Here is a 12,532-nt window from a genome sequence, read left to right as displayed (position 1 = left end):
CGGGACGGTCAGCCCTCCTCGCCGGTGAGGCGCTGGACGGTGCCGGCCTCGCCGCCCTCGCGCCGCCAGGCGACGACCAGCTCGTCGCGGGTGCCGAAGCGGACCAGGTGGCGGCCCACCACGTCCTCCAGCTGGGCGAGGGCCTCCTCGGCGCCCTCGACGGACAGCAGCAGCGCGCCGTCCTCGGCGGTGAGCTCGGCCCGGCCGGCGCCGAAGGCGAGCGAGCCGCGGCCGGTCTCCTCCGACCACTCGGCGGGGACCTTGCGGCCCATGTGGGCGGCGAGCTGCTTGGCGTAGCGGGCGGGGCGGTCGGTGGTGACGCGGGCGGTGGAGCGGGCCACGGCGGACTCCTCGGATCGATGGCACAGAGGTGGTTAGGCTCGCCTAAGCTACTCGATTGCTGAGCCAAGCTCAACAAGTTATCGAGGCGAGATCGATCACCCTCCGTACCGTCCCCGAGCCGACCGCTAACCTGTGCCCATGACCTCCCCCGGCCCCGCCGACACCGCCGCGGAACTCGCCGACGCGCTCACCCGGGCGATGAAGCGGATCCGCCGACGGACCATGCAGCGGCTGGAACCGTACGGCCTCACCCCCGCCCAGGGCCGGGCGCTGCGCACCCTCGCCCACGCGCCCGGCTGCGAGAGCGCCCGGACCATGCGGCTGAGCGAACTCGCCGAGCGCCTGCACATCGCCCCGCGCTCCGCCACCACCGTGGTCGACGCCCTGGAGGAGGCCGGCCTGGTCGCCCGCACCCCCGACCCGGCCGACCGCCGCGCGGTGCGCCTGGTCCTCACCGAGGACGGGCACCGCGCGCTGGAGCGGATCTCCCGGGTCCGGCACGAGGTCGCCCAGGAGTACTTCGGCCCGGTCAGCCCCGCCGAACAGGACGCCCTGCTCCGCGCCCTGCGGCACGCCGAGGAGGTCTACGAGGCCGGTCCCACCCCGTAGCGTCCCCGTTCACGCCAGCCCCACCACCAGCCACATGAACGCCACCCCCAGCAGCGTGCAGGCGAGGGTGCCCTTGGACGGGTGCGGGCTGTGCGCCTCGGGCAGGATGTCGGAGGTCGCCAGGTACATCAGGAACCCGCCGAAGAACCCGAGGTAGAGCCCGAGCAGCTGTTCCGGGATGGTGAACAGCAGTGTGATCCCGGCCCCGGTGACGGGCGCGAGCGCGTCGGCGAACAGCAGCGCGACGGCCCGCCGCCGGTTGTTCCCGTACAGCCGGGTGAGGGTGTACGTGTTGAAGCCGTCCGCGAAGTCGTGCGCGACGACGGCGATGGCGACGACCGTGCCGACCGTCGTCCCGGCCTGGAAGGCGGCGCCGATCGCGAAGCCGTCCATCATGCTGTGCACGACCAGCGCGGAGGCGGCCGCGATCCCGACGCCCTGCTCGCGCTGCCGTTCGCCGGGCGCGTGGCCGGTCCCGGGCGCGTGCCCGGGCGCGTGACCGTGCGCGTGGCCGTGCGCGTGGCCGTGGCTGTGCGCGGCGTACTCGCCCTCGTGGCCGCGGTGGATGGCGACGGCGCGTTCGACGACGTGGATGGCGAGGAAGCCGGCGGCGAACATCAGCAGCGCCTCGGGGACTCCGTGCAGCTGCTGCGGGGCCTGCTCCATCGCCTCGGGCAGCAGGTCGAAGGCGACCACGCCGAGCATCAGTCCGGCGGCGAAGCCGAGGACGAGGTGGCGGCGGTCCCCGGTGCGCTGGGCGACGAAGCCGCCGATCAGGGTCATCAGGAAGGCGCCCGCGGCGACCAGCACGGCGGTCAGTTTCGGCCTCCCCCGTCACGGTGCCGGGGGCCGGACGGCTGCGCTGACCGCTGCCCACGGGCATCCAGTCCGTCCGGCCCGGGCCGGACGGTGCCGGGCCCTGCGACCAGCCTGCGGGCGGCACCGGCGGCGCGCCGCCCGGACGGACCGTCGGGGTGACGGCCGGGGCCCCGGCGCGGCGGCGCTCAGCCGTCGTCGGCGGCCCGGTAGACCGCGGCGAGCTGCGGGGCGCCCTGCTCGGCCCAGTCGCGGCCGATCGCGGTGGCGTCGAGCTCGAAGCCGGTGCCGAGCACCATCAGCGGGCGGCCGTCGGCGGCGAGCCGCCAGCGGGCGTCGGGCACCCGGCGGCGGATCACCGTGCCGAGGTAGAGGCCGGCGTCGGTGCCGAGCCACTGGGAGACCTGCGGGTCGTCGCGCCAGCGGGGCAGCAGCTGGTCGAGGGCGGTCAGCGAGTCGACGGTGTCGTCGAGGCGGACGCCGGCCGACTCGGCGAGTTCGCGCAGCAGGCCGCACTCGGCGTACATCTCGGCCATCGCCAGTTCGCGCTCGTGCTCCTGCTCGGCCGTCTGCCGGGTGCCCCGCGCGGCCGCGCGCCGGTCGTTCCGGTGGCCGGGGAATCGGTTCTCCACTCCCCCAGCCTGACAGCCGGTCGGGCCGGCCGCCGGGCGGACCCGCCGGTTCCCGGCGGGCTCACGGGGTCAGCGGCAGTTCCAGGTGGGTGCGGGCCAGTTCGCGGATGCCGGGGCCGTCCATCAGGTGGATGCGCTGGTGGCCCTCCTCGGCGGTGAGGTCGAGCGCCTCGTCGGTGAACCGGCCGCAGGTCATCCGCAGGCCGCGGTCGGCGCCCTCCTCGCGGACGGCCTCGGCCAGGGTGGCGATCTCCTCGGCGGTGACCGGGCCGGGGCCGCGGGAGGCCCAGACCACCCAGCGGCCGGGCAGGCCGCTGCCGGGTTCGCCCTCGGCGGTGGCGACCAGGCCGGCCGGGCCGCGCAGCCGCACGCTCCAGTCCCGCAGGCCGCCCGCGGTCAGGACGGAGCGCACCAGCAGGGCGAACTCGCCGGGCGACAGCTCGCCGAGCGCGGGCACCGCCGAGGAGGCGCTGCCCCAGGGCAGCACGGCCTCGCCCGCGTACGGGTCGGGGGTGATCACGGCGGCCAGCGCGCGCAGCCGCAGCAGCGAGTCGTCGTGCTCGGCCTCCGCGTATACGCCGCCGTCCGCGCCCTCGTCGCCGAGGTGCCCGGCGTCGGGGACGAGCCGGGTGCGGGCCAGCGCGTCGCGGTCGGCGTCGACGGAGAGCAGGCACTGCGGGGGCTGCCCGGGGACGCGCAGCCAGCCGTTCAGGACCACGCCGGCCAGCACCCCGTCGGTGTCGACGGCGTCGGCGGCCTGCAGGGCGCGCAGCGCGAGCCGGGCGGCCAGCCGCAGGTAGTCGGTGCGGACGTCGGCGGCGGGGCGGGGCACGGGGGCGACCTCGCCGGTCTCGGTGAGCCGGTAGCCGGCCAGCGCGGGGACGGTGTCCAGCGGCGGCAGGTCGAGGTCGAGGACGGCGGTGCGGGTGAGGGCGCGGAACACGGCGCGGCAGGGGGCGGGCAGGTCCCGGGTGGCGCCCTCGGCGGCGGCCAGGGCGCGTTCCAGCAGCGATTCGACGGCGGCGGGCTCGGCCTGCCGGTAGGCGCGGCGGCACTCCTCCAGGCTGTCGTTGTACTCCTGGACGGCCCGGGCCCGGGCCCGCTCGGCCTCCTCGTGGGCCTGCCGGGCGGCGACGGCGCCGCTGTCGGCGAGTTCGGCCTGCCGGGTGCGCCACTCGCGCAGCGCGCGCTGGTGGCGCAGCCGGGCCTGGGCGAGTTCGCGCTGGTAGCCGGAGTCGAGCAGGCGGCGCGAGCGGGGCCGGTCGGGGTCGGTGTCGGCGGGCTCGGGCGGCGCGAAGTCGGCCCAGGCGGGCTCGGGTTCGGCCTCGGGCCCGGCGTCCGGGAACGGTTTGGGCTGGTAGCTGCGCAGTTGGCTCCCGAAGTCCATCGCGGACACCGGCTGGGCGGCCCGGCGCAGCAGGTCGGCGAGGCGCTGGTGGTCGGCCTGGACGGCGAGGGTGCGGTGGTGGGTGAGCGCGGCGGCCCGGCCGTGCGCGGCGACCGGGTCGTCCGCCGCTTCCGCCGCTTCGGCCGGTCCGGGCTGCGCGGGCACCGCGGTCGGGGCCGGCCCGGCGGAGCGGTCCCCGGCGGGACCGGCGGGGCCGGACGCGGTGGCGGGTTCCTCGTCCTCGTCGGCGCCGAGCTCGCGGAACAGCGAGGCGAGGAATCCGGGCTGGAGCACCGTGGTGGTGCCGTCGGGGCTGCCCTCGGCTGGATGCTGCATCGGCGGTGCTTCCCCCTGCTCGTCCGGTCGTCCGGTCGTCCGGCGCACGTCGGCGGGCCGCCGCGGCGGGGCCCGAGCAGCATTGTCCCCCGTCCGGGCTCCGCGGTCAGCCAACACCGGCGGTTTGGCCGACCCTTGACGTCTGGTCAGCCCCGGGGGCCGGGCCCGGGGGGCCGGTGCGGCACCGGCCCCCGGGGAGCGGTCAGTTGGTGCGGGTGTTGGTCAGGTGCAGCCCGATGTAGCCGACGTAGATCCGGCCGCTGCCGGAGCAGTCGTCCAGGTAGTGCACCCGGGGGGCGGTGCCGCCGCCGCCGATCCGCAGGTGGGCGCCCATGAACGCGCGGCAGGAGGAGTCGACGACGGCGGGGACGGGCAGCATCCGCTGGCGCTTCCACTTGCCGTGACTGGCGACGGTGCGGGACTCGCCGCGGACCGCCTTGCGCGGCGGGAAGCGGTGGCAGCCGGGCGGGGTGTGCTCGCACCACTGCTTGAAGTCGCCGCCGGCCTTGCCGTGGACGGCCGCGTCCGCGTACTCCTGGAGCGCGGTCAGGCCGTCCCAGGTGAGCCGGGCCCAGCCGTCGGCCTCGCTCTGGCCGTCCAGGGCGAGCGTCTCCTTGCTGTCGCCGGTGAACTGCAGCAGCGGGAACTCGCCGAAGCGGTCGACGAGTTCGCCGAAGCTGACCGGCCCGGTGCCGCACCGGGAGCGGCGCGGTTCGCGCGGGGGCTCGATCCGCAGCCGGCAGCGCTCCAGGCGCACCGGCGGGCGCTCGACGACGGCCCGGGGCGCGGCGGGGGCCTTGCGGACCTCGGGCGGCAGCCACAGCGCGGGGACGGCGTCCAGCGGGGCGGGCAGCGGCAGTTCGGCGGCGATCCGGCGCGGTTCGCGGGCCAGCAGGGCGGCGGCCCGGCGCGGGTTCTCGTCGATCCGGCCGCGCGGCAGGACGGGGTGGCGGGCGGCGTCGGCCCGGGAGGCCGGATCGACCTCGGGCAGGAAGGTGCGCACCGCGCCGCCGTACACCTTGTGGTACTCCAGCGCCAGGTTGAACCGGGGCAGCGCGCCGTGCCCGAGCACGTACAGCGAGGCCAGGCCGGGGAGTTGGCGCAGCAGCGGGTCGAGCACCTGGTGCCGCCACTGCTCGACCGGGACGGCGGGCGGCACGCTGGCCACCACGGTGGGCAGCCGCCGTTCGGGGTCGCAGAGTTCGTCGATCAGGCCGTCCAGGTCGGCGGGCGCCAGCAGCCGGGGGGCGACGGTGAGCGGCACGGGGCCCTCGGCGGCGTCGAGCAGCGGCAGCAGGCGGCGGACCAGGTCGGGGACGGGTGCCCGGCCGGGCGGGGCGACGGTGGGCCCGGCGGGGAGGTGCTCGGCCTCGATCCGCAGCCGGGTCGGGCCGTCGGCGGTGTCGGAGGCCAGGGTGAGGGTCAGTTGGTCGGTGCCGTGCGCGGCGGGCGTGCGCAGTCTGCGGCGGCCGTAGCGGGCGCCGGGGCCGCGGCCGGGCAGTGGGCCGCCGTCGCGGTCCAGCAGGACCCGCTCGCCGAGCCGTAGTCGCTCGGGGGGTGCGTGCCGTTCGCGGGGCGCGGGCTCCTCGTGGCCTTCGGACTTCAGCCAGTCGGCGAGCAGTTGGTCGACGAGGGCGGCGGTGTCGTGGTGCGGGCGGGGTGTCGCGGCCGTCAGCCGGTAGGGCGGCTGGGCGTGGTCGGTGGGCATGCGCGGAACCTCCCGTGGTGCGGTGCTGGGCTCTGCGAGTCCTCCTCCCGGAGGTCGATGGCGGATCGGGCGAATCGTTGTTCCTGCTATCTAGGAGACGAAATGACCAGGAGCGGAAGTTCCGCATCCGGCCCCGTTTCCTTCGATCGGGTGTCATCCGGCGGCAACGGGGACACCTCCGGTGCCGCCTCTGCTACCCGCTCCTCCGCGAGGGATGCACGCGTTCCCGGACGAGGACCCGAATGGTCCCGCCGCACCGCACGCCCCGCTGCCGGGGCCGGAACTGACCAGCCGTCAGGCGGCCTCCCCGGGTCCCGGCCTCAGACCTCGACCTCGACGAAGGTGCGCCCCGCCGGGCGGGCCCCGGCCGATCCGCCGGTGGCCTCGGCCAGCCAGGTGTGGAACCGCGCCGTCTCCGGCTCGGGGACGCCCACCTCGATCCGCACCCCGTCCGCCAGGTACTCCAGCCCGGCCACCGCGTACCCGGCCGCCCGCAGGTCGTTCTCCAGCCGCCCGGCCCGGGTGTGGTCGACGGTCACCGACAGCAGCGCGACGGGCCGCCGCTCCAGCAGCCCGAGTCCGTCCAGCGCCTCGGACACCACCGCCCCGTACGCCCGCACCAGGCCGCCCGCGCCGAGCTTGATCCCGCCGAAGTACCGGGTCACCACGGCCGCGGTGTCGGTCACCCCGCGCCGCCGCAGCACCTCCAGCATCGGCACCCCGGCCGTCCCGGCGGGCTCGCCGTCGTCGCTGGAGCGCTCGCGCGGCTGCTCGCCGCCGACCACGAACGCGGTGCAGTTGTGCCGGGCGTCCCAGTACTGCTTGCGGATGCCCGCGATGAACGCCTGCGCCTCCTCCTCGTCGGCGACCCGCGCCAGGTGGCAGATGAACCGGGACTTCTTGATCTCCAGTTCACGGCTGCCGGAGCCCCGGACGGTCAGGTACGGCTTGGGGCTCGGCTCCGCCATGGCGCTGTTGCTCTCCGCTGTCGGTCGGTGCGTACGGTTCGGGCACCGCCCAGCCTATGCCCCGGGCCCGGGGCTCCCGCTCACCGCCCGGCCAGGGCGTCCAGCCGGGCGCGGTCGAGGCCGGTGCGCCCGGTGACCTCGGCGAGGTCGACGGCGCCGCAGTCCAGGCCGCGCAGTACGTAGCCGCTGAGCGCGCGGGCGGTGGCGGGCTCGTCCAGCACGTCGCCGCCGGCCTTGGCGACGTACGCGGCGAGCCGGGCGCAGGCCGTCTCCAGGCCCTCCCGGTAGAAGGCGTAGACGGCGGCGTACCGGGTGGGCAGGTGGGCGGGGTGCATGTCCCAGCCCTGGTAGTAGGCGCGGGCCAGCGAGCGGCGGACCAGGCCGTGGTGCAGCCGCCAGGCGGCGTGCACCTGCTCGGTCGGGCCGGCCGGGACGACGTTGGTGGAGCCGTCGGAGAGCCGGACGCCGGTGCCGGCCGCGGCGACCTGCATGACGGCCTTGGCGTGGTCGGCCGCCGGGTGGTCCATGCTCTGGTGGGCGGCGGAGACCCCGCAGGCGGCGCTGTAGTCGAAGGTGCCGTAGTGCAGGCCGGTGGCGCGGCCCTCGGCGGCCTCGATCATCAGCGCGACGGTGGCCCGGCCGTCCGGGCCGAGGATCGCCTGGGTGGTCTCGATCTGGATCTCGAACCCGATCCGCCCGGCGGGCAGGCCGGCCCGGCGCTCGAAGTCCTCCAGCAGCCGCACCAGCGCGCCGACCTGGGCGGCGTGGGTGACCTTGGGCAGGGTCAGCACCAGCCCGTCCGGCAGGCCGCCGCCGTCGGCCACCAGGGTGCCGAGGAACAGTTCCAGGGTGCGGATGCCGCGGGCCCGGACCGGGGCCTCCATGCACTTGATCCGGATCCCGACGTACGGCGGGGCGCTGCCGTCGGCGACCGCGGCGGCCACCAGGCGGGCGGCCCGGACGGCCTCGGCGTCCTCCTCGGCGTCGGGGCGCGGGCCGTAGCCGTCCTCGAAGTCGATCCGGAGGTCCTCGATCGGCTCGCGCTCCAGCTTGGCCCGCACCCGGGCGTGCACGTCGGCCAGCAGTGCGTCGTCCGCGACCCCGAGCGCCTCGGCCAGCCGCTCCGGCGTCCCGGCGTGCTCGTCGAGGGCGGCGAGCGCCTGCGCGCCCCACTCCCGGACGGTGTGCGCCCCGAACGCGTCGGCCGGCACGTACACGGTGTGCACCGGCTGCCGCGCGCCGCGCTCGCCCGGGTAACGGCGCGTCAGTTCGGCGTCCACCGGCGTCAGGAGCGCCTCGACGGCCGCCCGGGCGGCGTCCGAGAACGAGACGGACCGGGCGGCACCGACCTGGGCAGGCTGCGACATCCTGGGGCTCCTCCACTCACCGCACGACTTCAACAATTTGTTGATGCGAAAGTAGTGGTGGTCCCGCGGAACCGTCAATGGCCGCCCGGCCGGAAGAACCGGCGGACGGCCATCGCGCGTTCGTGGTTGTCTCCGAACGGCGCCGCGGGTCACTCCCCGCGGCCGGACTCCATGTACCGCTCCTGGAGGTCCTGCCAGACCTTCTCCACGTCCTTCACCGCGACCCCGCCGTCCGGCCGCGACCCCTGGACGCCGCGCTGGCTCAGGTACTCCGCGAAGCGGCGCTCGTCGGGCTGCCGCTGGTTCTCCTCCATGTAGCTGACCAGCGCGTCGAAGCACTCGTTGGCGTCCAGCGGCTCCGCCCCGCCCGGGATCGGACGGCGCGCCGGGGCGTCCTCCGGCTCGAACGGCAGCGGCTCCGGCTCGGGCGCCATCATCGCCTCCAGCCGCATCGGCCGGCCGGGCACCAGGATCGGCTCCGCCCCGACCTCCACCTGCACCTGCTGCTGCACCTGCTGCTGCGGACGCGGCGCCTGGCCGTGGCCGTTCGCCACCGGCCGGTACCCCTCGGACTGGTACTCCTCGGGCTGGTACTCCTCCGGACGGCCACCGCCCTGCTCGGCGTACGCCTCTGAGCGCGGCGGCTGGTAGCCGGACTGCGGACGGAGCTCCTCCTCCGGGCCGCTCGGACGCGGTGCCTTGAACCACGGCGACGCCTGCCCCGGCACCCGCGCCGTGTGCACCTCCTGGTCGGGCGGCGCCACGTGCGAGCGCACCGGACGGGCCGTCCACACGTTCAGCTCGGCGGACGGGTCGATCACCGGCGCGGCCTGCGCCGCCTCCGGGTCCTGCTGGTCGCGCAGCCGCACCGCGGCCAGCTTCGCCAGCGTCGGCACCGCCACCGCCGCGGAGACCTGCGGCACCGCCTGCGCCTGCGCCTGCGCCTGCGCCTGCGCCTGGGGCACCGTCTGCGGGGCCGGCGCGCCCAGGGCCACCGGTCGGGCCTGCGCCGCCGGCTGAGCCTGCGTCACCTGGCCGCGACCGCCCAGCACCGCCGGCACCTCCTGCCCGGACGCCTCCACCGCACCGCCCGGCACCGCGCCGCCCGGCACCGTCAGCGGACCGTCGATCCGGTCGAGCACCGTCGGGTCCAGCGGGACGCCGTACTTCGCCAGCTTCAGCGGCAGCAGCGCCTGGAACGGCGCCGAACGCCGCCAGCCGCGCCCGTACCGGAACCGCAACTGCGCCCGGTACACCAGCCGGTTCTGCTCCAGCCGCACCGTCTCGTCGTACGAACGCAGCTCCCAGAGCTTCATCCGCCGCCACAGCCGGAAGGTCGGCACCGGCGACAGCACCCAGCGCATCAGCCGCACCGACTCCATGTGCCGGTCCGCGGTGATCGCCGCGATCCGCCCGACCGCGTGCCGGGACGCCTCGACCACCACCACGAACAGCACCGGGATCACGGCGTGCATCGCCATGCCCAGCGTGTCGCCCCAGGAGGCCGCCGCGTTGAAGGCGATCGTCGCCGCGGTCAGCAGCCAGGCCGTCTGCCGCAGCAGCGGGAACGGGATCCGCAGCCAGGTCAGCACCAGGTCCAGCGAGAGCAGCACCACGATGCCCGCGTCGACGCCTATCGGGAAGGCGTACGAGAAGGCGCCGAAGCCCTTCTCCATCGCCAGGTCGCGCACCGAGTTGTACGACCCCGCGAAACCGATGCCCGAGATCACGCACGCACCGACGGCCACCACACCCAGCAGTGCCCGGTGCGCGCGGGTAAGGGAAGGACGTGCCATTCGTTGATCAACCCCTGGGACTCGGCAGCTGCCGTATACGACCTGTAGCCGCCGAGTACACGTCCCCGCCCCGGGGTGCACGCTTCACGTCATCGCGTCAGAACGCGATGTCGGTGCACCGTCGACAGACTCGGCCCACCGGATACTACTCGCACGGGCGTTCTCCCCCGGCGCCAGCCCGGACCACGGCCTCCGATCGCCACCACACCTCCACTGGTCCGAACCAATGCGCGCACCGCTCCCGGGCCCGCACCGCACGCCCTCCGGCCCGCCGGCCCCGCCGCCCGTCCGGCGCCCTCGCCCGGCTGGCGGCTCAGTTGCCCACCGACCGCTCCACCGCACCGTTCAGGTACGCCAGCACCGCCAGCACCCGCCGGTTGCCGTCCTCGGTCGGCGCGAGCTCCAACTTCCCGAAGATGTTGGCGATGTGCTTGGCCACCGCCCCGTCGCTGACCGTCAACCGCGCCGCGATCGCCGAGTTCGAACAGCCCTCCGCCATCAGCCCCAGTACCTCCCGCTCCCGCGGCGACAACCGCTGCAGCGGCTCCGACCCGGCATTGTGCTGCAGCAGCCGACCGATCACGTCCGGGTCCATCGCCGTTCCGCCCGCCGCCACCCGCCGCACCGCGTCCACGAACTGGTCCGCGTTGAACACCCGGTCCTTGAGCAGGTACCCCACCCCGCCCGTGCCGTCGGCCAGCAACTCCCGCGCGTACAACTGCTGCACGTGCTGCGACAGCACCAGCACCGGCAGCCCCGGGATCTCCCGGCGCGCCGCCAGTGCCGCCTGGAGCCCCTCGTCCGTCAGCGTCGGCGGCAGCCGGACGTCCACCACCGCCACGTCCGGCCGCTCGGACAGCAGCGCCGCCAGCAGATCCGGCCCGGTCTCCACCGCCGCCGCGATGGTGAACCCGTGGATCTCCAACAGCCTGCTCAGCCCCTGGCGGAGGAGGTAGAGGTCCTCGGCGAGGACAACGCGCACGGCAGCTCCATCGTGATCGTGGTCGGCCCGCCCACCGGACTGTCGAGCGAGATCGTTCCGTCGAACGTACCCAAGCGCTTCTCGATCCCGCGCAGCCCTCCGTCCACCTCCATCCGCGCCCCGCCCAGGCCGTCGTCCGTCACCACCACCCGCAGCCGGCCCGCCCGGTGCAGCACGTCGACCCAGACGTGCCGGGCCCGGGCGTGCTTCGCCGCGTTCGCCAGCAGCTCGCTCACGCTGAAGTACACCGCCGTCTCCAACGCCGCCTCCGGACGCCCCGGCAGACTCACCGTCACCTCCGTCGGCACCACCGCCGTCAACGCCAACTCGCGCACCGCGTCCGGCAGTCCGCGCTCCGCCAACACCGGCGGGTGGATGCCCCGCACCAGATCGCGCAACTCCTGCAACGCCTTCGCCGAAGCCTCCCGGGCCTCCGCCAGCAGCTCGCGGGCCGCCGTCTGACCCGGGGCCATCAGGTGCTCGATCGTCCCCAGCGTCAGCCCGATCGTCACCAGCCGCGCCTGCGCCCCGTCGTGCAGATCGCGCTCGATCCGCCGCAGCTCAGCCGCCTGCGCGTCCACCGCGTCGGCCCGGGTCTCCGTCAACTGCGCCACCCGCTCGGTCAACTGCGCCCGGCTGGGCTGCGGCCCGCCGCCCAGCACCCGGCAGGCGAACGCCCCGTGCATCCGCACCGCCCACGGCATCGCCGACAGCCCGGCCGCGGCCAGCACCCCGCCGATCAACGTGGAGAACAGCAGGTTCAACGGCTGGCTGTTCAACCCGAAGAAATGCCGTGAGTCCACCGTGGCCGAGCCCATGAAGACCAGGCCGCCCCACAACGACGCCATCGGCACCCCCAGCAACAGCACGACCCCCACCGGATTGGCCAGCAGCCACGCCCCCTCCCGCTGCACCTGGTGATCCCGCACCGCCCAGCGCACGAACTGCACCAGCCGCGCCACTTCCTGCCTCCGGTGGTACGACACCCCCGTCCACCAGAATCCGCGCGCGTCCTGCTCCAACGCCTCCCGCGGCGAGTACACCACCCTCCACGGCTCGCCGGCCTCCCGCCCCACCCGCCACCGCGTCCACCCCGCACCGCGCCGCACGAACCAGTACAGCGTCGACACCCCCACCACGGTCGCGCTCGGCACCGCCGCGTACAGCCCCAGCGGCCCCTGGTCGAACAGCTGCCCCACGATCAGAACCGTGCACACGACCGCCAGCACCGGCACCACCAGACCAGCCGCCGCGACCCCCACGATCACCACGGCCTGCCCGCAGGCCCGCACCCCCGCCCGCGCCCGCTCAGCGACCAGGGACCTGGCGGCCCCGCCATCACCGAACCATGCTGTCGTCGCCAAAATCCGCTCCCCGAGAAGTAGGACGCCGTCCCCTGAACGCTCTCAGTCTCTCGTCAGCACCACGGCCGGCACATTGGCCGTGCCACCCGTCTTTGAGGTGGAGCTAGCACCACCCCGGCCGACCCTTACCGCCCCGGGAACGCGAAAAAGCCCCCCGACTTCCCGTCGGGGGGCTTTTCCTGAATGATTGTTCGGCGGCGTCCTACTCTCCCACAGGGTCCCCCC

General features: G+C 75.4%; 11 protein-coding genes. 1 reads left to right on the top strand and 10 read right to left on the bottom strand.

What is annotated here, in order from left to right:
- Positions 1–8: 8 nt before the first annotated feature.
- Positions 9–341: a DUF2218 domain-containing protein gene (locus tag ABD345_RS28500; protein WP_344556091.1), complete on the bottom strand. Its 333-nt coding sequence runs from the start codon at positions 339–341 to the stop codon at positions 9–11.
- Positions 342–480: 139 nt separating this feature from the next.
- On the opposite strand from ABD345_RS28500, the gene ABD345_RS28495 reads away from it, so the two are divergent.
- Entirely contained in the window at positions 481–951 is a 471-nt protein-coding gene (locus tag ABD345_RS28495) for a MarR family winged helix-turn-helix transcriptional regulator (protein WP_344556089.1), read from the top strand.
- A gap of 9 nt (positions 952–960) precedes the next feature.
- Here ABD345_RS28495 and ABD345_RS28490 read toward each other — a convergent pair whose 3' ends face one another.
- The 9 genes from ABD345_RS28490 to ABD345_RS28450 form a co-directional block, all read right to left on the bottom strand.
- Entirely contained in the window at positions 961–1,734 is a 774-nt protein-coding gene (locus tag ABD345_RS28490) for a ZIP family metal transporter (protein WP_344556162.1), read from the bottom strand.
- A 221-nt stretch (positions 1,735–1,955) separates the two neighbouring features.
- Entirely contained in the window at positions 1,956–2,399 is a 444-nt protein-coding gene (locus tag ABD345_RS28485; protein ID WP_344556088.1) for a DUF6278 family protein, read from the bottom strand.
- A 61-nt stretch (positions 2,400–2,460) separates the two neighbouring features.
- On the bottom strand, positions 2,461–4,122 hold the full coding sequence (locus ABD345_RS28480) for a restriction endonuclease (protein ID WP_344556087.1): 1,662 nt from the start codon (positions 4,120–4,122) through the stop codon (positions 2,461–2,463).
- A 202-nt stretch (positions 4,123–4,324) separates the two neighbouring features.
- Entirely contained in the window at positions 4,325–5,830 is a 1,506-nt protein-coding gene (locus tag ABD345_RS28475) for a hypothetical protein (RefSeq protein WP_344556085.1), read from the bottom strand.
- A gap of 320 nt (positions 5,831–6,150) precedes the next feature.
- A complete protein-coding gene (locus ABD345_RS28470) occupies positions 6,151–6,798 on the bottom strand; it encodes a YigZ family protein (RefSeq protein WP_344556083.1) in 648 nt (215 codons plus the stop codon).
- An 80-nt stretch (positions 6,799–6,878) separates the two neighbouring features.
- Positions 6,879–8,165, bottom strand: coding sequence for a DUF6986 family protein (locus ABD345_RS28465; RefSeq protein WP_344556081.1), 1,287 nt, complete (start codon positions 8,163–8,165; stop codon positions 6,879–6,881).
- 149 nt (positions 8,166–8,314) lie between these two features.
- Entirely contained in the window at positions 8,315–9,961 is a 1,647-nt protein-coding gene (locus tag ABD345_RS28460; protein WP_344556079.1) for a DUF2637 domain-containing protein, read from the bottom strand.
- A 313-nt stretch (positions 9,962–10,274) separates the two neighbouring features.
- On the bottom strand, positions 10,275–10,943 hold the full coding sequence (locus ABD345_RS28455; RefSeq protein WP_344556078.1) for a response regulator transcription factor: 669 nt from the start codon (positions 10,941–10,943) through the stop codon (positions 10,275–10,277).
- The gene (locus ABD345_RS28450; RefSeq protein WP_344556076.1) at positions 10,895–12,307 is read right to left on the bottom strand and encodes a sensor histidine kinase; all 1,413 of its coding nucleotides are present in this window, start codon (positions 12,305–12,307) and stop codon (positions 10,895–10,897) included. The genes ABD345_RS28455 and ABD345_RS28450 overlap by 49 nt, the downstream gene beginning before the upstream one ends.
- Between the last annotated feature and the right edge of the window lie 225 nt (positions 12,308–12,532).

Source organism: Kitasatospora saccharophila (genome assembly GCF_039529925.1).
Classification (GTDB): domain Bacteria; phylum Actinomycetota; class Actinomycetes; order Streptomycetales; family Streptomycetaceae; genus Kitasatospora; species Kitasatospora saccharophila.
The sequence above is the reverse complement of the archived record's forward strand: the minus strand, read 5'-3'. Positions and strand labels throughout refer to the sequence as shown.